This window comes from Levilactobacillus spicheri DSM 15429 (genome assembly GCF_001435095.1).
GTDB lineage: Bacteria > Bacillota > Bacilli > Lactobacillales > Lactobacillaceae > Levilactobacillus > Levilactobacillus spicheri.
Map to the genome: position 1 here is coordinate 118,822 of NZ_AZFC01000015.1, position 19,325 is coordinate 138,146.

General features: G+C 57.2%; 20 protein-coding genes. 10 read left to right on the plus strand and 10 right to left on the minus strand.

The window, feature by feature from the left end; translation table 11 throughout:
• Window positions 1-9 precede the first annotated feature (9 nt).
• The 4 genes from asnA to FD37_RS04435 form a co-directional block, all read right to left on the minus strand.
• Entirely contained in the window at window positions 10-1,017 is a 1,008-nt protein-coding gene (gene asnA, locus FD37_RS04420; RefSeq protein ID WP_056963733.1) for an aspartate--ammonia ligase, read from the minus strand.
• 490 nt (window positions 1,018-1,507) lie between these two features.
• On the minus strand, window positions 1,508-2,131 hold the full coding sequence (locus FD37_RS04425) for a hypothetical protein (protein ID WP_056963736.1): 624 nt from the start codon (window positions 2,129-2,131) through the stop codon (window positions 1,508-1,510).
• A 184-nt stretch (window positions 2,132-2,315) separates the two neighbouring features.
• The gene (locus FD37_RS04430) at window positions 2,316-2,975 is read right to left on the minus strand and encodes an HAD family hydrolase (RefSeq protein WP_056963739.1); all 660 of its coding nucleotides are present in this window, start codon (window positions 2,973-2,975) and stop codon (window positions 2,316-2,318) included.
• A gap of 111 nt (window positions 2,976-3,086) precedes the next feature.
• Window positions 3,087-4,259, minus strand: coding sequence for an iron-containing alcohol dehydrogenase (locus FD37_RS04435; protein ID WP_056963741.1), 1,173 nt, complete (start codon window positions 4,257-4,259; stop codon window positions 3,087-3,089).
• Between the two features lie 363 nt (window positions 4,260-4,622).
• On the opposite strand from FD37_RS04435, the gene FD37_RS04440 reads away from it, so the two are divergent.
• Window positions 4,623-5,381 (plus strand): hypothetical protein, encoded by a 759-nt coding sequence (locus tag FD37_RS04440; protein ID WP_225436317.1) that lies wholly within the window; start codon window positions 4,623-4,625, stop codon window positions 5,379-5,381.
• A 428-nt stretch (window positions 5,382-5,809) separates the two neighbouring features.
• Entirely contained in the window at window positions 5,810-6,784 is a 975-nt protein-coding gene (locus FD37_RS04445) for a cation diffusion facilitator family transporter (protein WP_045807663.1), read from the plus strand.
• Window positions 6,785-6,841: 57 nt separating this feature from the next.
• Here FD37_RS04445 and FD37_RS04450 read toward each other — a convergent pair whose 3' ends face one another.
• From FD37_RS04450 to FD37_RS04460, 3 genes are all read right to left on the minus strand, one after another.
• The gene (locus FD37_RS04450; protein WP_056963743.1) at window positions 6,842-7,300 is read right to left on the minus strand and encodes a hypothetical protein; all 459 of its coding nucleotides are present in this window, start codon (window positions 7,298-7,300) and stop codon (window positions 6,842-6,844) included.
• A gap of 207 nt (window positions 7,301-7,507) precedes the next feature.
• On the minus strand, window positions 7,508-8,149 hold the full coding sequence (locus FD37_RS04455) for an FMN-dependent NADH-azoreductase (RefSeq protein WP_045807659.1): 642 nt from the start codon (window positions 8,147-8,149) through the stop codon (window positions 7,508-7,510).
• A 145-nt stretch (window positions 8,150-8,294) separates the two neighbouring features.
• Entirely contained in the window at window positions 8,295-9,386 is a 1,092-nt protein-coding gene (locus FD37_RS04460; protein WP_056963745.1) for a S66 family peptidase, read from the minus strand.
• A gap of 142 nt (window positions 9,387-9,528) precedes the next feature.
• On the opposite strand from FD37_RS04460, the gene FD37_RS04465 reads away from it, so the two are divergent.
• The gene (locus FD37_RS04465) at window positions 9,529-9,924 is read left to right on the plus strand and encodes a winged helix-turn-helix transcriptional regulator (RefSeq protein ID WP_045807653.1); all 396 of its coding nucleotides are present in this window, start codon (window positions 9,529-9,531) and stop codon (window positions 9,922-9,924) included.
• A gap of 95 nt (window positions 9,925-10,019) precedes the next feature.
• Here the strand turns inward: FD37_RS04465 and FD37_RS04470 are convergent, their stop codons facing one another.
• Entirely contained in the window at window positions 10,020-10,343 is a 324-nt protein-coding gene (locus tag FD37_RS04470) for an ArsR/SmtB family transcription factor (protein ID WP_056963747.1), read from the minus strand.
• 157 nt (window positions 10,344-10,500) lie between these two features.
• Here FD37_RS04470 and FD37_RS04475 point away from each other — a divergent pair, with 157 nt between their 5' ends.
• From FD37_RS04475 to FD37_RS04485, 3 genes are all read left to right on the plus strand, one after another.
• The gene (locus tag FD37_RS04475) at window positions 10,501-10,812 is read left to right on the plus strand and encodes a hypothetical protein (protein WP_056963749.1); all 312 of its coding nucleotides are present in this window, start codon (window positions 10,501-10,503) and stop codon (window positions 10,810-10,812) included.
• Window positions 10,809-11,996, plus strand: coding sequence for an NADH-dependent flavin oxidoreductase (locus FD37_RS04480; protein WP_056963750.1), 1,188 nt, complete (start codon window positions 10,809-10,811; stop codon window positions 11,994-11,996). The genes FD37_RS04475 and FD37_RS04480 overlap by 4 nt, the downstream gene beginning before the upstream one ends.
• A 193-nt stretch (window positions 11,997-12,189) precedes the next feature.
• Window positions 12,190-13,206: an aldo/keto reductase gene (locus FD37_RS04485; protein ID WP_056963752.1), complete on the plus strand. Its 1,017-nt coding sequence runs from the start codon at window positions 12,190-12,192 to the stop codon at window positions 13,204-13,206.
• A gap of 103 nt (window positions 13,207-13,309) precedes the next feature.
• On the opposite strand, the gene FD37_RS04490 is transcribed toward FD37_RS04485, so the two are convergent.
• Window positions 13,310-13,726 (minus strand): MerR family transcriptional regulator, encoded by a 417-nt coding sequence (locus FD37_RS04490; RefSeq protein ID WP_045807648.1) that lies wholly within the window; start codon window positions 13,724-13,726, stop codon window positions 13,310-13,312.
• Between the two features lie 229 nt (window positions 13,727-13,955).
• Between FD37_RS04490 and FD37_RS04495 the strand changes: the two genes are divergently transcribed.
• The 4 genes from FD37_RS04495 (at window position 13,956) to FD37_RS04510 (ending at window position 17,349) form a co-directional block, all read left to right on the plus strand.
• Window positions 13,956-15,287, plus strand: a complete 1,332-nt coding sequence (locus FD37_RS04495) for a dihydrolipoyl dehydrogenase family protein (RefSeq protein WP_056963754.1) — start codon at window positions 13,956-13,958, stop codon at window positions 15,285-15,287.
• Window positions 15,288-15,490: 203 nt separating this feature from the next.
• The gene (locus tag FD37_RS04500; protein WP_052957225.1) at window positions 15,491-16,108 is read left to right on the plus strand and encodes a MarR family winged helix-turn-helix transcriptional regulator; all 618 of its coding nucleotides are present in this window, start codon (window positions 15,491-15,493) and stop codon (window positions 16,106-16,108) included.
• Window positions 16,109-16,255: 147 nt separating this feature from the next.
• The gene (locus tag FD37_RS04505) at window positions 16,256-16,492 is read left to right on the plus strand and encodes a cytochrome b5 domain-containing protein (RefSeq protein ID WP_045807646.1); all 237 of its coding nucleotides are present in this window, start codon (window positions 16,256-16,258) and stop codon (window positions 16,490-16,492) included.
• 242 nt (window positions 16,493-16,734) lie between these two features.
• Window positions 16,735-17,349 carry a LexA family protein gene (locus FD37_RS04510; RefSeq protein ID WP_056963756.1) on the plus strand — a complete coding sequence of 205 codons (615 nt, stop codon included), beginning with the start codon at window positions 16,735-16,737 and terminating at the stop codon, window positions 17,347-17,349.
• Between the two features lie 134 nt (window positions 17,350-17,483).
• Here FD37_RS04510 and FD37_RS04515 read toward each other — a convergent pair whose 3' ends face one another.
• Window positions 17,484-19,160 (minus strand): glycoside hydrolase family 13 protein, encoded by a 1,677-nt coding sequence (locus FD37_RS04515; protein WP_056963758.1) that lies wholly within the window; start codon window positions 19,158-19,160, stop codon window positions 17,484-17,486.
• Between the last annotated feature and the right edge of the window lie 165 nt (window positions 19,161-19,325).

Here is a 19,325-nt window from a genome sequence, read left to right on the forward strand (position 1 = left end):
GTCATCAGTTTAGAGAATTTGGATCTTGTGTGCGTAGCACTCGTCGATCATGTCTTGGGGCCAAACGCTGGCTTGGACTTCCCCAACGTGGGCCTTACCCAGCAGCAACATGCACAGCCGGGATTGACCGATCCCGCCACCAATGGTGTATGGCAGTTCGCCGTTCAAGAGCATCTGGTGGAACGGCAGGGTCGCCCGGTCCTCGGCACCCGCTTCCTTCAGTTGAGCACGCATGGATTCCTCGCTGACCCGGATCCCCATGCTGGAGATTTCCAGGGCGTGTTGGAGTGGTTCATACCAGAACAAGATGTCCCCGTTGAGCTTCCAGTCGTCGTAGTCGGGGGCCCGGCCGTCGTGGCGCTTGCCGCTCTTGAGCTTACCACCGATCTGCATCAAGAAGACGGCGCCGTAACGCTTGGTGATGGCGTCTTCCCGTTCCTTGGGCGTCAACGTGGGGAACTCGTCTTCCAGTTCCTGGGTCGTGACAAAGTGAATCTCGTCAGGCAAGTGGTGCACGGCCTCGGGGAACTTGTACCAGACCTCGTGCTCCATGTGCTTGATGACCTTGAAGATGGTCTTGACCGTGTCCTTTAACGTGGCCGTGGTCCGTTCTTCCTTGGCGATGATCTTTTCCCAGTCCCACTGGTCGACGTAGATTGAGTGGATGTTGTCGAGGTCTTCATCCTTCCGAATGGCGTTCATGTTGGTGTACAGACCGGTGTGCATGGCAAACCCGTAGCGCTTCAACGCCAGGCGCTTCCACTTGGCTAAGGAGTGGACGATTTCGATGGTCTTGCCGGGCATGTCCTTCATGGTGAAGGAGACCGGCTTTTCGATGCCGTTCAAGTTGTCGTTCAGACCCGTGTCCTTTTCCACGAACATGGGGGCGGAGAGCCGGGACAGATTCAGTTCCTTGCCGAATTCATCTTGGAAGGTTTCCCGAATGTAGCGGATCGCCTGTTGTGTTTGAATCACGTCGAGTTTTGGATCGTAGTTCTTAGGGATAATTAAGTGCATCATGACCACTCCTGTCTGTTTTTTATACATTTTTCACCAAAATAAAAAAGTCTCCCGTCCCAATACAGGGACGAAAGACTTTTCGCGGTACCACCCAGATTGCCTAATTAAATAGGCCTCCTCAAATAAGAGCACAACCATGCTCCACCGCTGGTAACGTACCGGTCAACGTCTAAACCTACTGTGAACGCGTTGCGTGTCATTTCAGCCAGAAACCTAAGAAAGGGTTATTCGGTAAGCACATCCTCTGGGTTGGGTTTCCACTATCCCCAATTCACTGGCAGTGTGCGCAAACTTACTCTGCTTTCTTATCGCCTTTATCTTGTTGCCAATAGAATAGCACTAAAACCGAAAATGTAAAAGAAAAATTTGAAATTCATGAGTTGCCCGGCCGATTTCGCCATGTAATTTTAATGGGAAAATCCCGAGCTACCGGCGTTTTGGCGACCTGGTACGTGACGATGAAAAAATTTTTGATCGTCCGACGGCGTTAGTGAGCGTTGCGGTCCTCATTCTCGGCGACGTGCTGGTACTTCTTTTTCCCGAACAGCACCCGGTTGGCCAGCGGGGACTTGTGGGCTAACAGAAGCGTGTAGCTCAGGCTGGAAAAGGCGGTTAATCCCCAGAGAATCCAGCTGCTGTGACGGCCGCCGCTGAAACGGTAGAAGATCAAAACGTCGGCCAGGACTTCCTTGTAGGTGGCCTCGAAGACGTGGTCGACGGTCAGCACCTCGTGGAGGTAGGTGCCCTCAATGACGATCTGGAGCACCAGGATGATCAGCCAGCCGTAGAGGTAGTGGCGCCCGCCCTGGGCCGTGACGACCTTGCGGTAGATGGGCACCTCCTGGCCGTTCGCGTCGCGGAAGTACTGGCTGCCGGTCTCCTCCAGGCGCACCTGGGTGTGAGCGGTCTGGTAGTGGCCCACCAGATAGGCGACCAAGATTAAGCCCACCGTTAACAGGACGTTGAGTGGGGACCAGGTGAAGGTCCGTGCGAATTGGTACAGGCAGAAGATGGGGATGAACCAGTAGCTGATCCAACGAATGGCGCTGAACTCGAACTGGTCCTTGATGAACTTGATGAAGACGATGGCGACAATCAGGGGGATAAACATAGCGAGACTTCCTTCGTGAGCGATTTTCTTGAGTGTACCACATTCCCCAAACGATTCGGCGGCTGATTAAAATGGCCGAACCCCTCGGTTGGCAGGACTGTCAGTCAATAAAAGTCAGCGTGTTTCACGTGAAACACGCTGACGTGGTGGCGCACAATCGTTTTTGGTCCGTTAGAACCGGTGTTTAGGGCAGGTAAGCCAACGCCTGGTCCAGGGTGGTGACCATCTGCGTCGGCCGCGCGGCGGCACTGGGGGCGTCCTGCGCCCGGTTGACCCAAATGGACGGCCACTTCAGCTGGTTGGCGGGGACGATGTCACTGCCGTAGCCCTGGGCGATGTGCCAGTGGTTCTGCGGGGTCAGGCCGTATTCCCGTTCGATGGTCTTGAAGAAGTGCAGGTCGGGCTTGTAGGCGTGGACGTCCTCGGCGGTCCAAACGTCGAACGGAACCGTCAGGGCCGCGACGTTGGCGGGGATGATGTCCCACGACGAATTGGACATCATAATCAGGTGATACCCGCGTTGGCGCAACGTTTCCAGGGTCGGGATGACTTCGGGGAACGGCGGCAGGCTCCGGTGGGCAATCAGGACGTCGACGTAGGCCCGTTCGAACTGGTGACGTAAGCCGAATTGGTAATCCAGGTGGATCAGGTTGTTGCGAGTCAGCACGGCGTAATCCAGGTAGGGGTGCATGTTGTCGCGGTTGCTCTGGTAGGCGATGAAGCGTTGCCGGGCGACCTGGGGATCGACGCCGATTCGCTGGGCCGCGGCCGCCACGGCGGCGTAGGTCGGTTCCTCGTTCAACAGGGTACCGTAACAATCAAAGGTCAAAAACTTTTCAGACATTGAGGTTCCTCCTCCAGTGGCCAATTGAATCAATGGCCGAACTACCTCTAGTATAAACAAAAAACCTGCCGGCGCACCGACAGGTTTTTTTGTAGTTCAGTTTATTTCAAATTACTTAGCGTCGTAAGCAGCTTGGAAGATCTTGATGATGTCTTCCTTGGTCCCCTTACGAGGGTTGGAGAAGGCGTTCCCGTCCTTCAAGGCGTTTTCGGCCATCAGTTCGAAGTCTTCTGGCTTAGCACCGATTTCCTTGATGGAAGCTGGGATACCAACGTCTTGTGACATTTGCTTCATGGCCTTGATGGCTAATTCGGCAGCGTCACGCGTGGACAAGCCATCGGTGTTTTCACCCATGATCTTGGCCAATTCAGCGAACCGTTCTGGGCAGGCGATGATGTTGTACTCTTCAACGTAAGGTAACAGCAAAGCACAGCAAACACCGTGTGGCGCATCGTATTGACCACCTAATTGGTGAGCCATGGCGTGAACGTAACCCAAGTTGGCGTTGTTGAAGGCCATCCCGGCTAACATTTCAGCTTCGACCATCTTGGTCCGGGCTTCCAGGTTGTGGCCGTTAGCAACGGCTTCCCGTAAGGAAGTTTCGATCAACTTGATGGCTTCGATACATTGTGAATCGGTGATTGGGTTGTGGTCAACGGACACGTAAGGTTCGATGGCTTGGACAAAGGCGTCCATCCCAGTCGCTGCGGTCAAGCCCTTTGGCACGTCGAGCATCAGGGTTGGGTCGTTGAAGGAAACCAACGGAATGTTCCGCCATGAAACCACCACGAACTTCAAGTGCGTGTTTTCGTTGGTGATAACGGCGTGACGGGTCAGTTCGGAACCGGTCCCGGCAGTCGTGTTAACGGCGATCAGTGGTGGTAAGGCCTTGTCGAGCGTTTCGATCCCGGCCAACTTGGTGATGTCATCACCGTTGGTCAAGATAATGCCGGCACCCTTACCAGTATCGTGGGCTGAGCCCCCACCAATGGTGATGATGGAGTCCGCACCGGATTCTTCATAAAGCTTCTTAACTTCTTTAATGTTGCGGATCTTGGGGTTTGGTTCGACGTTGTTGTAGATTACATAGTCAACACCGGCAGCGTCCAAGGACTTCAAGCTTTGTTGTACCGCTCCGTCCTTCATGCTCTCCAAGAACTTGTCCGTAACGATAACGGGCTTCTTCATCCCGAGCATCTTGGCACGTTCACCAATCTTGCTAATTACACCAGGGCCAAAAAAGTTGACGCTGGGCATCAAAAAGTCATAACTACGTTCAGCCATAATACAAAATGCCTTCTTTCAGAAGTTTTGAAAATCTTTAATACCTAATTCACAAATGAATTATAACTTAGATACTTACAGTATGCAACCGTTTTCGATAAAAAGTTTGTTAGTTGGCCGTTAAAAAGGTGATAAACCGCCGTTCTCCGTAGGGTTAAGCACCTCTCAAGAAAATTCAAAAGGAGCTTTCATCGGGGCAGTTAGGATGATGAAAGACTAAACAAACTTTTCCGTTATGAGGATTTTTATCGTGAATTTTTGAGAAGGGCGCTGAATGATGGTGATTCTGAAAGGATTGGCTTAAAATAATTAAGTGGATACATAGAATGAAACGATGATGAAAAATGAAGGAGTCTGACAAACATGCGCATCACAAAAAATAAGCGGCTCGTGACGACCGCCGCCTTACTGGTCGCCGCCGTGGGACTGACCGGCTGCTCGTTCGGGTCACCCAAGAACATGGCCAGTTCGTCCAGCAGCTCGACCCAGTCGTCGAGTAAGTTGGCGAAAGATGAGGCGGTGATCCAGGCGGCCCGCAAGCTGAACGTGGCCGGCCACTACCAGGCCTCGAACAAGAAGCTGAGCGCCATCAACATTGCCGACCTGAACCACAAGGGGTACGGCACGGTCAAGACGGAGTTCTTCGACCTGCAGAAGAGTAACGACAAGTTCCTGCTAAAGACGGCCAAGGGCTCCAAGTCGGTGACGACCAATCACGCGACCCACGCGACGACCACGACGGGCACCAACCACAGCTTCGACAGCTACAACAAGTTTACCGGCGACTACCTGTTCTACAACGACGATGATGGCGACCGGATCCAGTCCGAACTGGACATTGATACCGACGGGACGGTCATCCAGAACAACAATGACGGCACGGCCTTTCACGGCTACGCGACCATCAAGCCGTCCAGTGCCAAGGGCGTGCTGTCCTACGACGTATCGACCGGGACCAACGACACCAAGACCATCGATGCCAACGTGGCCATCGACGTGACCTGGAGCAACGGGGAGACCGAGACCTACTACGGTTACACGGCCTATGATGGTAGCACGGTCCTGACCGATGGCCAAAGCTACCACCACGACCAGGTTAACGAGGTTTGGACGCAAGACTAGCTAAAACGGTGCTTCCGGGCCAGGCAAAAAGTGGGCTGGAACGGGGTGGGCACGGATTTGAGCCCCAGAGCGTCTCAAATACCGGCCTTTATCTAAGTCGGTTGAGGAACACCGACTAAGATAAATTTCACCCCTGAGCCCGTTTTTGCCTGGCCCTTCAGCGTAGATTAACGGCATTATTATCTTAGCGATTGACCCGCGCGGTTGGATGGCGCTAGGTGATTGTCTGTGAGCAATCTGACGAAGGAAACCCGGGCCTATTATCCAGGGTGGGTACCCCGTTTGATGTGGGGCGTTCAACCAGTGGGTCTACATCGAGCAATGCCCCTAGGCAAAATTGACCGGTTAGTGTCCCATTTGTGGTATCCCTAAGGGGGCGCGACCGGGCGTGATAGCCGCGCCGGAATTTAGAAACGGGAAGCGACAGCATGCAAGAACGACAAGCGCATCGCCAGGCGGAAACGGCGGCGTGGCAACGGCTTCAGCAACAAGAATTGACCAAACTCCACAGTGCCCAGCACCACCTGTGGTTCAACGTGGCGGCCTACCTGGCCATCTCGGTGATCGAATTTTATCTGGCCATCGTCGGGCACTCGCAAACGTTGCGGGCCGACGCCTTGAACAACTTGGCCGGCATCGTGTCGGCGGCGCTGCTCCTGATCGGCATTTTCATCGCCCGCGACATCGACGACGATGACCTGATGGGGCGGCCGCTGCCGGAAGACCTCCAGCAAAACGGGCAGCGGCTCCAATTGACACGGTTTCACTACGAGACCGTCTTCACCCTGATCACCGGGATCGTGATGATCGCCATCGCCGCCAGCGTCATCTTCGGCGGCATCAAGAGCCTGATGAACCCACAGAGCCAGGAGGTTCCGCGGCCCATCACGCTGGTGGGGGCGGCCATCGCGATGGTCATCATGTTGGTGGTCTGGTGGCTGAACCGGCGGGCCGGGCGCAAGCTCCAAAATGCCGCGCTGACGGCTGCCGCCCAGGACAGCCTGAGTGACGCGCTGACCAGCCTGGGGACCTTGGTGGCCATTGCCGGAGCGCTGCTCTTCCAGCTGGAATGGCTGGACGGTGTGGCCAGCATCATCGTCGGCCTGTTCATCCTGGCGGCCGGCGTCAAGATCTTCCGCGAGAGCAGTTTGAACCTCGCGGACTACTTTGACCCGCAGGCCGAAGCACAGTTCCGCCAGGTCATCGAAGGCTTCGACCAGGTTCGACGGGTCGAGGACTTGAAGGCCCACTACAGCGGCAACGTGGTGACCTTAGACGTCATCATCGCGGTCGACGCGCAGATGCAGGTCAAGGACAGCTACCGGCTGGGCGAGACCATCGAAGCCCAGATGCGTCGACAGTTTGGCATCGTCGACACCGACGTGATGGTGGTGCCGGCTTAAAAGGTAAAATAAACCCGTTGCTCCCAGTGAAAAGGGGTAACGGGTTTTTCGTGCAACCTATTTGTAAAAGGTCCCAAAATAGTAGACCTTGGAGGCTTCTTCGGGTGATGACCAGATAACGGTTTTTCGGTTATGCTTGCTCAGATTGAATTCGTAGTCGACATAGTCTCCCTTGAATTTCCAACTGCTACCGGTTATGTAATACTGATGTTTCTTGGTGTGTTGGTAAGTCAGATTCAGATTAATGCCTTCATCGGGGGAACTGGCGAATAGTTTGTGCTTTTTCGTGTAGGTCCAGTTATAGGTTCTGACGGCCTTCTTTTGAACCTTTACGACTAAGCGGTTGTAATAGGCTTGGTTGGTCCGGCTCCCCTTAGGCACCTTGGTGTACTTAGAATACCAGGTTCCCCGAAGAACGCGCGGGGTGCCCTGGGTATCGGCGTTGGCCACGACTGAGGTGCCGCCTAATAGGGCTAAACTGAGGGCGCTGGCTAAGACGATCTTTGAGGTTTTCATCAATGGATCCCTCCCTAAATGACTTCAGCAACTACTCACAATTTTATCATGCAGCTTAATGATTAAGCGGATTTTTGATTCGTTAAATAAAAAACGCTGTCCCGACTCACAGATCGGGGACAACGTTTTTTGTCGGTTCGGGCCGACGTGGCCTGAACACAGTCTTCGCATGAGCGTGTTGTCGGCAGTGTGCCAGTCAGGCCGGTCCTAGAACGCCCGCGCCGCATCTTCCGCGCGCTGGAAGGCGTCGGCCATGATTTCCGGTGCGTTGGCCGGGTCGTGGTCCATGCCCTCGGCGTACACGCCGGTGAAGTCGTCGACGCCCATCACGTGCAGAATGGCGCCGATGTACTGGTGACCCAGGTCCAGCTGGCTCATGTCGGGCGCCCCGGTGGATCCGTGGTAGTCGCCCCCGGCCGTTTGCAGGTGGATGGCCTTCTTGTCGTGCAGCATGCCGGCCATCGTGCCCTCTTTGGTGTAGTGGAAGGTGTCCGGAATCTGCATGATCATGTCCAGGTAGCTCTTCATTTCACTCGGGATGAAGAGGTTGTACATCGGATTCACGAAGACGTACTTGTCCGCGTCGATGAACTCGTCGACCCACTTCTGACGGGCGTCCTGGAAGCGCGCCTCGTCGGGGTTCAGCTCCTGGTTGACCAGGGCCTTGTTATAGATGGAAACGGCGATCTTGTTGAGCGGGAACGGCATGTACTCCGAGACGTTGTGTTCGATGATCTCGTCTTCGGGGTGCTCCTCGCGGTAAGCGCCGATAAATTGTTGATAGAATTTGTCCGTGGTGGAATAAGTTTTCGTTTCAGGGTGAGCGTAAATTACTAAGACCTTTGTCATGATAATTCCTCTTTTCCTAACGATAGATTTAGTATATCAGAAAGCGCTTACATTATAAAGTGCTCTGGATAAAAGTTTCACAAATAGGCGTCATGGACGGCACGAAAAATCCCCGCTCACCGGACAGTAGGCGGGGATGCTCCAATCAATCTGAGGTAACGGGACCGCTGAAGTAGGGTTCCGTCACGGTCAACGTCGCGTGGTCCAAGTCCAGCGCGGCGGTCAGTCCGTACGGCAACGCGGTCCGGGGGTAGGCGTGGCCGAAGTTCAGGTTGGTCATCAGCGGGGTGTGCAGGTCCGCCGTGACGTCCTGAAGCGCCTGACAGTAGGCGGCGTAGTGGACTTCATTTTGCGGCTTGCCGGTGATGATGGCGGCCACTTTGGCCAGGATGCCCCGGTCCTTTAAGTGCTCGAGCATGGTCCGGTAGGCGGCCGGCGTGGGTTGCTCCTCGCTGGTTTCCAGAAATAGGATCTTGCCCGCGAAGTCTTGCGCGCTGGGCAACAGGTGGTAGCGGTCGCTGATGCGGGGCTCGTCGGGGTAGCGGACGTCGGTCATCAGGCTGTTCAGGCTATCGAGGCAGCCGCCGAGCAACTGTCCGGTGACGACGCCGGACCCGCGCCAGACCTGGTAGCCCCGGGTCTCGGGATGACTGATCCGCGGGGTGTCGAGCGCCGCGGCCGAGAAATCGGTCCGCTCTTCGTACCAGGTCGGACTGCTGGTGATGGGCGTCGTCGCGGGATTGGTGAAGTAGTGGGCCAGCGTGCGCTGCGTGTAGGGCAAAAGCTGCGGGGCGAACTCGGCCAGGTCGTTGAGGTAGTTGGGACCGTAATAGGTGGTCAGCCCCAGCCCGTAGAGCATCAGGTGGTCGACCGTGGTGTCGGAGAAGCCGGTGAAGAGCTTGGGATGGGCCCGCACCGCGGCCACGAAGGCGGGGTCATCCAGCAGGTAGGGGGCCAAGCGATAGGTCTCGATCCCCCCGATGGCGCAGATGATGCCGGCGATGTGCGGGTCGGTGAAGGCCTGTTTGAGGTCGGCGGCCCGGGCCTCGGGGTGGGCCAACAGGTAGTCGACGCCCCTGAGGCTGTTAGGCATGAACTCGGGAACGAGCCCCAGGTCGCGGAGCCGTTCTTGGCCCCGTTTCAATTCGTGAGCGGCAAACGGTTCCCCGAGGGTCCCGGCCGACAGACTCACGATGGCGACGTGATCGCCACGCTGTAACGCTGCAGGTTTTTGCATGTGAATCCCCTCCTCGTGCAGTTAGATACCTCCTAGTATAGGCGTCAGACCGGGGATGGTCCAGGGTTACCAAAAAGTGCCTACTCGTCAAAAGTAAGTAAAACGACTATACTCGTCAAAAAGACACAGGGAGGCGCCGCAATTGGCCAAGAAAACTTACAATATTGGGGTCGAAGCAACGTTAGCCGTCATCAGTGGTAAATGGAAGCCGCGGATTCTGTGCCACCTCAGCGTGCGGCCGCAACGGACCTGCGACTTGCGCCACGACCTGCCGGAGATCTCCCAGAAGGTCCTGACCCAGCAGCTCCGGGAACTTGCCGAGGACGGCATCGTGGAGCGCCAGGTTTACGGCGACAAGGCGCCCTTCAAGGTGGTCTACACGTTGACAGCGATGGGGCGTTCGTTGGGCACGGTCCTGGTCCAGATGTCCATCTGGGGGGAGCACCACGTCGACGAACTCCGCGAAGCCGGCCTGGCCGATGCCAGCGTACAAAACGACCACAGCGGGTTCGAAAACCTCTTACAATCGACGACTTAACCACCAATGAAAAAACAGGAAGCACGTTCTCCCAAGGCGAGAGCGGGCTTCCTGTTTTCGATTGGGATGACGATTACTGAGCGAGGGTGCTTTCATCAGTGATTCCCGCGCTCGCAGCTGGCTTCCAGCAGGTCCATCAACGCGCGAATCTGGTGGATCGGGGCCTTGAGCGTCAGAGTGTAGATGTTCTGGGTCCCGTGCTTGGTGACGGCCACCAGCCCGGCCTGCTTCAGCAGCAGGAGGTGGTGGGAGACCGCCGGCCGGGAGAGGGCCAGCTTTTCGGTAATTTCATTGACGTTGCGGCCTTCGGCGGTGGTCCCGAGGTCCAGCAGAATCTGCTGGCGGTACGGGTCGGCCAGGACCGTGAAGAGTGGCGCGGCGGCTTCGAAGGCCGTGGCGGCTTGTTGACGAGTGGTCATGGGACAAGACTCCTTTTTGATGTCGTTTAAACGTTTAAACTATTATAACGAATCTCACGAAAAAGGCAACTTTCACGCGTTCCAGGGCACCTGAAAGTGCCTTCTTCTTTTTTACTGAGGGAGCTCGTAAACTAGGACCCATAAGGAGGTGGCGCCGATGGACGCAACCAACGATGGTTTACGGGCGATTCGCGCGGTGATTTCGTGTCCGGCCCAGTGGCGGCTCTTGCTGGCCCTGGCGGACGGCCCGCAATCACTGAGCACGCTTTGGTATCAGTTACCCCGACACGACCGGTGGCACGGTCCACGAGCCCTGATTGGCTTGTGGCGCCACCACCTGATTGTGTTTCACGTGAAACAGCGCACCTGGGCGTTGTCGACCAAGGGCGCGGGCTTACGCCCCGTCCTGGCGGCGATTCTCACCTGCACCCAACCATGTACCCAACCTACAGGAGGCCCAACAAAATGAGTTATCAATTTATGGAACCTTTTACGTTTAAGAACGGCGTGACCCTGAAGAACCGGATGGTCATGGCCCCGACCACGACCATGTCGAGCTTCTACGACGGCCAGGTCACCAACGACGAGATCGCCTTTTACGGCGCTCGCGCTGGTGGCGTGGGGATGATCGTGGGCGAGGTCGCCAACGTCATCGCCAGTGGCAAGGGCTTCGAGGGGGAGCTGTCAATCGCCAGTGACGACGACATCGCCGGCCTGAGCCGATTGGCCAGCGCCATGAAGGCCAACGGCACCAAGGCCGTCCTTCAGATCTTCCACGCCGGGCGCAAGTCCAACGACCGGATCCTGCGCGGCCAGCAGCCGGTCAGTGCCAGCGCCGTCAAGGCCGTTTTCCCGGAAGACTCCCAGGAACCGCGGGCGTTAACGGCCGCCGAGATCGACGAGATCATTGCGGCGTTCGGTGATGCGACGCGGCGGGCCATCGCGGCCGGCTTCGACGGTGTCGAGCTCCACGGGGCCAATACCTACCTGTTACAGCAATTCTTCTCCCCGAATTCCAACCGGCGGACTGATAAGTGGGGCGGCGACCGTGACGCACGGATGGGCTTCGCTAAGGCCGTCATTGCCAGTACCCAGGCGGCCATCGACCAGTTCGCCGACCGGCCGTTTCTCTTGGGGTACCGGTTATCGCCTGAAGAGATCGAGACGCCCGGCATTCGCCTGGACGACTCCCTGGCCTTCGTGGACATGTTAGGCGAGTCGCCCGTGGATTACCTGCACGTGTCGATGGGGTCCGCGCACCGGACGTCGTTGAACGATAAAAGTGACCACATGCCAATCCTGACACAAATCAAGGACCGGTTGGCCGGCCGCAAGCCGCTGATCGGGGTGGGCTCGGTCGAGACGCCGCAGGACGCCGAGGATGTGCTCGCCCTGGGGACCGACCTGGTGGCCATGGGTCGGGAGATGATTCGCGAACCGCAATGGGTCGAGAAGGTACTTGACCACGACGAGGCCAGCCTGCGCTACCAGCTGTCACCGTCCGAGATGGACGAGCTGCGGATTCCGCGGGCCATGCAGGCCTACCTGAAGGGCGCCTTCTACTCCGTGATGCACTTCACCACGGACCCGAATACGGCCGCGGATTATCAGAACGCCGCCGCGCCGATGGAAGGCTTCGAAAAGAAGATGTAAGTAGCGCCGGTGAACCGGTCCACAGCGTTTGAGAATAAGATAAAGAAAGGGCGTTCTCAGAAACTTGAGAAGGCCCTTTCCTTTGTCCCGGGGCTCACCGCCCTGGCGACTCACGTTTTTGATAAATTTCCCTGTTAGCTCAGCGATGAAAGCGGTATCCTAAAAGCAACGAACCTTGAAGGAGGCCGTTTACATGTATCAAGCAAATCCACACCGCTACGTCGACATGCCCTATAACCGGGTCGGCGATAGCGGCCTGAAATTATCCGCGCTGGGGCTGGGGCTTTGGAACAACTTCGGCAGCGTCGATGACATCGCCACCCAGACGGCGATCATCCACCAGGCGTTCGACCTGGGCATCACCTACTACGACCTGGCCAACAACTACGGGCCGGTCCCGGGGAGCGCCGAGGAGAACTTCGGCCGGATCATGGCCGGCGACATGCACCCGTACCGCGACCAGCTGGTGATCGCCAGCAAGGCCGGCTACCTGATGTGGCCGGGGCCGTACGGCGATTGGGGGTCGCGCAAGAGCATCATCGCCAGCGCCGACCAGAGTCTCCGACGCACGGGGCTCGACTACTTCGACATCTTCTACTCCCACCGGCCGGACCCGCACACCGCCATCGAGGAGACCGCGGGGGCGCTGGACCAGCTGGTGCGGGCCGGCAAGGCGCTTTACGTGGGTATCTCCAACTACGATGGCGCTCAGACGCGGGCCATCACCCGGGTCTTCCGCGACCTGGGGACGCCGTTCATCATCCACCAGCCACGCTACAACCTGTTCAACCGCGACGTGGAGCGGGACCTCTTTCCGGTCCTGACCGCAGAGCATAAGTCGGCGGTCGGCTTTAGTGCGCTGTCGCAGGGGCTGTTGACCGATAAATACCTACACGGGATTCCGGCCGATTCGCGGGCGCGCAAGGCGACGATCCCGTTCCTGCATCCCGAACAGGTCGACCAGACCCTCGAGACGGTCAAACGGTTGAATGCGGTCGCCGCCAACCGCCACCAGAGTCTGGCCCAAATGGCGCTGGCCTGGGACCTGCGTCAGCCGGCCATCGCCAGCGTTTTGATTGGCGCCAGTCGGCCCGAACAGGTCGCGGCCAACGTGGGCGCCCTGGCAAACTTGACGTTTAGCACGGCCGAACTCCGGGAGATCGACCGGATCTTAGCCGACCAGGGACCGATTTCCTGGGGGGCGCATTAACGGGGCACTTTCTGAAAAGCGACAAAAGGCACTTGGGCGCAGCGGCCCAGGTGCCTTTTTAATTATTAATAATTAAATAAACGAGTGAATCGGCGCCACAGCGCTAGGATTGTGGTTCCGGCTGGGGCAGGTTCTTCGGGGTGAAGCGGTCGGGGGCGCCGTTGGCCAGGATGTCGGCGTAGGAATCGACCTTGTAATTGATCGTCGCTAGGTGGTGCTTGAGCGTGTCGATTTCGGCCAAGGTCCGGTCCTGCTGGGCCTTCATCATGGCGTACCGCTCGTTGACGGTACTTTCGCCCTCCTGGACCAGGTCGAGGTAGTGGCGGATGCGTTCGATCGGCATGCCGGTGGCGCGCAGGCAGATGATGATGCTCAGCCACTCCACGTCGAGGTCGCTGAAGACCCGGTTATTGTTGGCGTCGCGCTTCACGAACGGCAACATCCCGTGGTCGTGGTAGTAGCGGATACTGTAGGTCGAGATGCCGAACTTTTCGGCAACTTCGTGAATACTATAGGACAAAGCGGTTCCTCCTTTAGACAGTGGGGTTCAGATAGGGCTATTTTACGCGGAGCTGGCCGCGAGCTCAAGGATTTAATCGACAGCACGATTCAATGAGGGACTTTATGATTTAACCACCCCAGCTAAAGGGCGGGGCGAATGCTTGCAACCGCCGCGGAAATTGAGTAGACTGATAAAAGATTGAGTACAATTTAATTGTTGACTAGACTTTTTGGGGAGGTCATGACTGATGACACAACATTACGATATTCTGTACTTAGGCAGCGGTCACGGGACGTTCGATGGCGCCATTCCATTGGCGCAGCGGGGCGTGCACGTGGGCGTGATCGAAGCGGGCTTGATCGGGGGCACCTGTCCGAACCGGGGATGTAACGCGAAAATCGCGTTGGACGCGCCGGTCGCGTTACAGCGGCAACTGGCCGCACTGAATCCGGTCCTGACCGGGCAAACGCAGCTTCACTGGGGCGCCAACCTGGCGCACAAGGACGCGGTGATTCAGCCGCTGCCGGACATGATCGGCGGGTTGCTGACCGCCAGCGGGGTCGACCTGATCCACGGCCGCGGTCGGCTGACCGACGCCCACACCGTCACGGTCGCCGGCACGGCCTACACGGCGGACAAAATCGTGGTGGCCACGGGCCTGCACGCCCACCGGTTGGCGATTCCGGGGCAGAAGTGGCTGCATGACAGCACCGACTTCTTGGCGCTGCCCACGCTGCCGGCGCACCTGACCATTATTGGGGGTGGCTACATCGCGTTAGAATTTGCGACCATCGCTAACGCCGCCGGCAGCGACGTCACGCTTTTGCTCCACGGCGACCAGGCGTTGCGGGACTTCTACCAGCCCTTCGTTCGCCAGGTCCTAGACGACCTGACGGCCCGCGGGGTCACGGTGGTGACCAATACGGCCGTGACGGCGGTGACCCAGACGGCGACCGGCTATCAGCTGGCCACCTCGACCGGCACACCGGTGACCACGGACTGGGTCTTGGACGCGACCGGGCGGGTGCCGAACACGGCAGACCTGGGTCTCGACGAGGTCGGGGTCGCCTACACGCCGGCCGGCATCACGGTCAACGACCATTTGCAGACCAGCGTTCCCAGCATCTACGCCGCGGGTGACGTGATCGATAAATCCCAGCCGCGCCTGACGCCCACGGCCATCTTTGAATCGACCTACCTGATGCACCTGTTCGCGGGGGACACCACGGCGGCCATCGACTATCCCGCCATTCCCACGGTGGTCTTCACGTCGCCACGGATTGCCCAGGTCGGCGTGACGGTCGCCACGGCCGAACAGCACCCCGACCAGTACACCCTGGTGAAGAACCATATTCCGGACGACTGGTACCGTCAGGTCGGTCAGGAGACCAGCGGGGACAACGTGCTGATCTTTGACCAGGCCCACCACCTGGTCGGGGCCACCGAGGTCAGTGCCCAGGCCGCCGACGTGATCAACACGCTGTTGCCGGCCATCGTCTTCCAGTACGGCCCGGCCGAGCTGGAGCGCCTGGTGCCGCTGTTCCCGACCATTGGGGCGTCGGCGTTGGGCGAACTCTAAGCAGTTAGCCAGCGAAAAAGTCAGCTAAACCACCAGGCAGGCCCCGCGCACGAAGCGGCGGACCTGCCTGGTTTTGCTGTCGGTAAAATGAGGTGACCATATCGTTAGTTTTAGTTGACAAAAACTAACTAAGGGATTATTCTGTATTCAGTTAGTTTTAACAGATAATGACTAACTAAATAAAAACGATGGAAGTGACCGTGATGACTTACGATTCACAAGCCTTACTGACCCTCTTTGGCCGGCTCTTTCAGCAGCGGGCCTTCGTAACGGCGGCCGTGCGCAGCACGCGGATGAACGAACACGATCCGCAACGAACCTCCAATCAACTTCGACTGCTTCACTTATTGACCGAACATGACCACCTGACCAATTCCGACATCGTCGAGGACCTTGACATTCGCCCGAGCTCCGTGAGCGTCCTGGTGACCAAGCTGGCAACGGCCGGCTTGATCGAACGCCAGGAGTCCCCGGACGATCGGCGCGTGTCCCTGATCTCGCTGACGGCAGACGGCCGCAAGTTCCTGGAGACGGCGCACAAGGCCAAGGACGAGCTGTCCGAATCCCTGTTTACCACGCTCAGCCCGGCGGAACAGACCCAACTCCGGGACCTCCTACAGAAGCTGCTGCAGGACCTCGAGGCCAAGCAGCCCAGCGACTGGGACCAGTCGGCCGATTTCCGGGCCTTCATGGAACAGGCGCAGGCGCTGCACCGGGGGCACGGGATGCACCGGCATGGCGGCATGATGGGCGGCGGCATCGGCCCGAACATGCGGGGGATGTTCCGCGACGAGCCGTGGCACCCGCAGGACCGCGATTAGGTTTCATCAGAATGACCAGAATTAAACGATCGTTGGAGCGGCGCACCCGAGCGGTGGGTCGCTTTTAACGTTAGTGCACCTTATCAGTTGATTATTGAACTGGTTTTCGGTATGCTTGACCCAACTAAACGAACGGAGTGGTGTGAAATGGCAGATAAAACGTTTACGGTGACGGAACTCAGTCAATTCGATGGACAAAATGGACAACCGGCGTACGTCGCCATTGACGGGACCGTCTACGACGTTTCCGCGGTGGATGCTTGGGATGCCGGGCAACACCACGGCAACGTGGCCGGCAAGAACTTATCTGCGGCGATTCTGAAGTCGCCGCACGGCAAGGGCGTCTTGAACAAGCTGCCCAAGGTCGGCATCTTAGCAGAATAGAATTGAAAAGGGACTCGGTTACCTAATGTGGTTGCTGAGTGGACGTCTCCTTGGATGGTTAAGCAATGATTGTCGCTTTCCTATCCAAGGAGACGTTTTGTTATGGTCAGGAAAAGCACTGGCAACTAGGTGACGGGGGCGAGATAATAATAGTGGACTAGTTACTGGGCTTAGCAATCCTAGCTTTGATTCATGATCCACTAGAATGTGTTATAAAGACAAAGTAAGGGGGAAACAACGCAATGGTAGATGGCAAATATGCGTTAGCTAAAAACTTAGAGGACCTGATGCACAAGCGGGGAATTAGCCGCACTAAGCTGGCTGACGACCTTGATGTCAAATATTCAACGCTGTCTGATTGGGCTAATGGGAGAACCTACCCGCGAGTGAACGCAATTTCGCAGTTAGCAAGTTACTTTAACGTGACGGTGTCAGCACTAATCACCGATCACACGACTCCTACTGATACTTTATATGGAATCGTTTCGATACCAGTCATCGGAACCGTTACTGCTGGTTCACCAATCCTATCGGACGAAAACATTGATGGTTATATCAAAGAGGTCAAAGAGAACCTCCCCGTAGGAAACTTGTTTTATCTGAGAATTAAAGATCAATCAATGGAATCAACTATCAAGGTAGGGTCGTTAGTGTTGGTCAAACAACAATCCGTTGTAGAAAACGGGGAGATTGCCGCAGTCCTGATAGACGATGTGGTGACCTTGAGACGGGTCGTTAAAACGAAGAACGGTATTGTTTTAAGCCCAGATAATCGCGTCTATGATCCCGTGGTCATCAGCCCGGAAGATGCCCATTCTATCTTAGGTAAAGCGACGAGAGCCACCCGAGATTTATAAAGGCAGTCCAAAAGCCGCTCTGCAATCACTGCAGGGCGGCTTTTTTGACGCTATTAATCCAAAGTAACGTGGATGGTGGCTGATTAGAACCGGATATTACAACGGGCGGCCCAGCGTATAGGCGTAGCGGTCGGTTATTTTTCGAACAGGTAGACCTTAGTCTCGTACGGTCGCAACGTGGTGCCCTGGTCGTCGGCGTAGTTGCCGATGAGCTGGCGGCTGGCGTGCGTCTGGTCGTAATCGCGGGTCACCGTCTCAGCGGTGAAGTTGCTGATGACCAGCAACGTTTGGCCCTGGTAGTGCCGTTGGTAGGCGAAGACCTGCTCGTCGTCGGGGTCGAGTTCCTGGTAGTCACCCAGGACGATCAGGTCGCTGCTGTGGCGCAGCGCAATCAGCCGTTGGTAGTAGCTGAAGACCGATTCGGGGTCGTCCACCTGCGACTGAGCGTTGATGGTCGGGTAGTTCGGGTTCAGCGCGAACCACGGCTTACCCGTGGTGAAACCGGCGTTGGCCGAGTCGTCCCACTGCATCGGCGTCCGGGCGTTGTCCCGGGACATGTTGGCTAGGTATTTCAGCATGGTCGGTCCGTCGACAATCTGATCCTCCTCGACGTTTTGCCGGTAAGCGTTCAGGCTTTCCAGGTCCTCGTAGTCGCTGAGCTGGGTGTAGTGCACGTTGGTCTCGCCCAGTTCCTCACCCTCGTAAACGTAGGGCGTCCCCTGCAACATGTGCAGCGTGGTCCCCAACATTTTCGCGGCGCGGACGCGGTATTGCGGGTCGTCAGTCGCGAAACGGGAAACGGCGCGGGGTTGGTCGTGGTTGTTCCAGTAGAGGCTGTTCCAGCCCTTGCCGTCCAGGCCCGTTTGCCAGCGGGACAGCGCGCGCTTCAGTTCGGTCAGTTTGACCGGTTGGTCGTTCCACTTCCCTAGACGCTTATCCGGGTTGGCGGAAAGGCCGACGTGCTCAAACTGGAAGACCATGTTCAGCTCGTTGGCGTCGAGGCCGGTGTAGGCGATGGCGTCCTGCGGCGTGGAGCCCGGCATTTCGCCGACGGTCATCACGTCGTAGTGGGAGAGGACTTCGCGGTTCATCTCCTGCAGGTACTCGTTCAGGCGTGGGCCGTCGGAGACCAGGGGCTCGACGTTGCCGTACTTGGCACCGGGCGCGACCGGGGCATCCGGCAGGCCGGCGGGTTTGGAGATCAGGTTGATGACGTCCATCCGGAAGCCGTCGACGCCCTTATCCAGCCAGAAGCGCATCAGGTGCCAGACCTCTTGGCGGACCTGAGGATTCTCCCAGTTCAGGTCGGGTTGGCCGGGCGCGAACAGGTGCAGGTAGTACTGGCCCCGTTGCGGCTCGTAGGTCCAGGTCCCGCCACTAAAGTAGGAGCCCCAGTTGTTCGGCGCGTGGCCGTCGACCGGGTCGCGCCAGATGTAGTAGTCGGAATAGGGATTGTCCTTGGACTTGCGGCTCTCCTGGAACCACTTGTGCTGGTCGGAGGTGTGGTTGACCACCAGATCCATCAAGATTTTGAGCCCTAGGTGGTGGGCCGTCGCCAGCATCTGGTCGAAGTCGGCCATGGTCCCGTAGGCCGGTTGGATGGCCTGGTAGTCGCTGATGTCGTAGCCGTTGTCCTTGTCCGGCGAGGAGTAGATGGGGTTGAGCCAGATGACGTCGGCGCCCAGCCGCTTGATGTACGGGAGCCGCTGGGTCAGTCCGGCCAGGTCCCCGATGCCGTCACCATTACTATCTTGATAACTCCGTGGGTATACCTGATAAACGACGGAGCCCTGCCACCATTTTTTCGTCATACGTCAAAACCTCCAAAATTTTTATGAATTAAGCCTTGTTTAAGTAACCGTTTACATTTATGATTCTAGCAGGTAGCACAAACGTTTGCAATGGCTTTGACGAAAAAAGGACAAACGTTTGCGGAAAAAGGGAATCTGGGCTGTTTAATCGCGACAAAAACCGGT

Excerpts from the sequence above, each read along its gene's own strand:
- FD37_RS04430 (WP_056963739.1), bottom strand. The coding sequence starts at position 2,975 with ATGTCTGAAAAGTTTTTGACCTTTGATTGTTACGGTACCCTGTTGAAC.
- FD37_RS04445 (WP_045807663.1), top strand. The coding sequence starts at position 5,810 with ATGCAAGAACGACAAGCGCATCGCCAGGCGGAAACGGCGGCGTGGCAA.
- FD37_RS04510 (WP_056963756.1), top strand. The coding sequence starts at position 16,735 with ATGGTAGATGGCAAATATGCGTTAGCTAAAAACTTAGAGGACCTGATG.
- FD37_RS04450 (WP_056963743.1), bottom strand. The coding sequence starts at position 7,300 with ATGAAAACCTCAAAGATCGTCTTAGCCAGCGCCCTCAGTTTAGCCCTA.
- FD37_RS04470 (WP_056963747.1), bottom strand. The coding sequence starts at position 10,343 with ATGACCACTCGTCAACAAGCCGCCACGGCCTTCGAAGCCGCCGCGCCA.
- asnA (WP_056963733.1), bottom strand. The coding sequence starts at position 1,017 with ATGCACTTAATTATCCCTAAGAACTACGATCCAAAACTCGACGTGATT.
- FD37_RS04500 (WP_052957225.1), top strand. The coding sequence starts at position 15,491 with ATGACTTACGATTCACAAGCCTTACTGACCCTCTTTGGCCGGCTCTTT.
- FD37_RS04440 (WP_225436317.1), top strand. The coding sequence starts at position 4,623 with ATGCGCATCACAAAAAATAAGCGGCTCGTGACGACCGCCGCCTTACTG.
- FD37_RS04505 (WP_045807646.1), top strand. The coding sequence starts at position 16,256 with ATGGCAGATAAAACGTTTACGGTGACGGAACTCAGTCAATTCGATGGA.
- FD37_RS04515 (WP_056963758.1), bottom strand. The coding sequence starts at position 19,160 with ATGACGAAAAAATGGTGGCAGGGCTCCGTCGTTTATCAGGTATACCCA.
- FD37_RS04495 (WP_056963754.1), top strand. The coding sequence starts at position 13,956 with ATGACACAACATTACGATATTCTGTACTTAGGCAGCGGTCACGGGACG.
- FD37_RS04455 (WP_045807659.1), bottom strand. The coding sequence starts at position 8,149 with ATGACAAAGGTCTTAGTAATTTACGCTCACCCTGAAACGAAAACTTAT.
- FD37_RS04425 (WP_056963736.1), bottom strand. The coding sequence starts at position 2,131 with ATGTTTATCCCCCTGATTGTCGCCATCGTCTTCATCAAGTTCATCAAG.
- FD37_RS04435 (WP_056963741.1), bottom strand. The coding sequence starts at position 4,259 with ATGGCTGAACGTAGTTATGACTTTTTGATGCCCAGCGTCAACTTTTTT.
- FD37_RS04460 (WP_056963745.1), bottom strand. The coding sequence starts at position 9,386 with ATGCAAAAACCTGCAGCGTTACAGCGTGGCGATCACGTCGCCATCGTG.
- FD37_RS04485 (WP_056963752.1), top strand. The coding sequence starts at position 12,190 with ATGTATCAAGCAAATCCACACCGCTACGTCGACATGCCCTATAACCGG.
- FD37_RS04480 (WP_056963750.1), top strand. The coding sequence starts at position 10,809 with ATGAGTTATCAATTTATGGAACCTTTTACGTTTAAGAACGGCGTGACC.
- FD37_RS04475 (WP_056963749.1), top strand. The coding sequence starts at position 10,501 with ATGGACGCAACCAACGATGGTTTACGGGCGATTCGCGCGGTGATTTCG.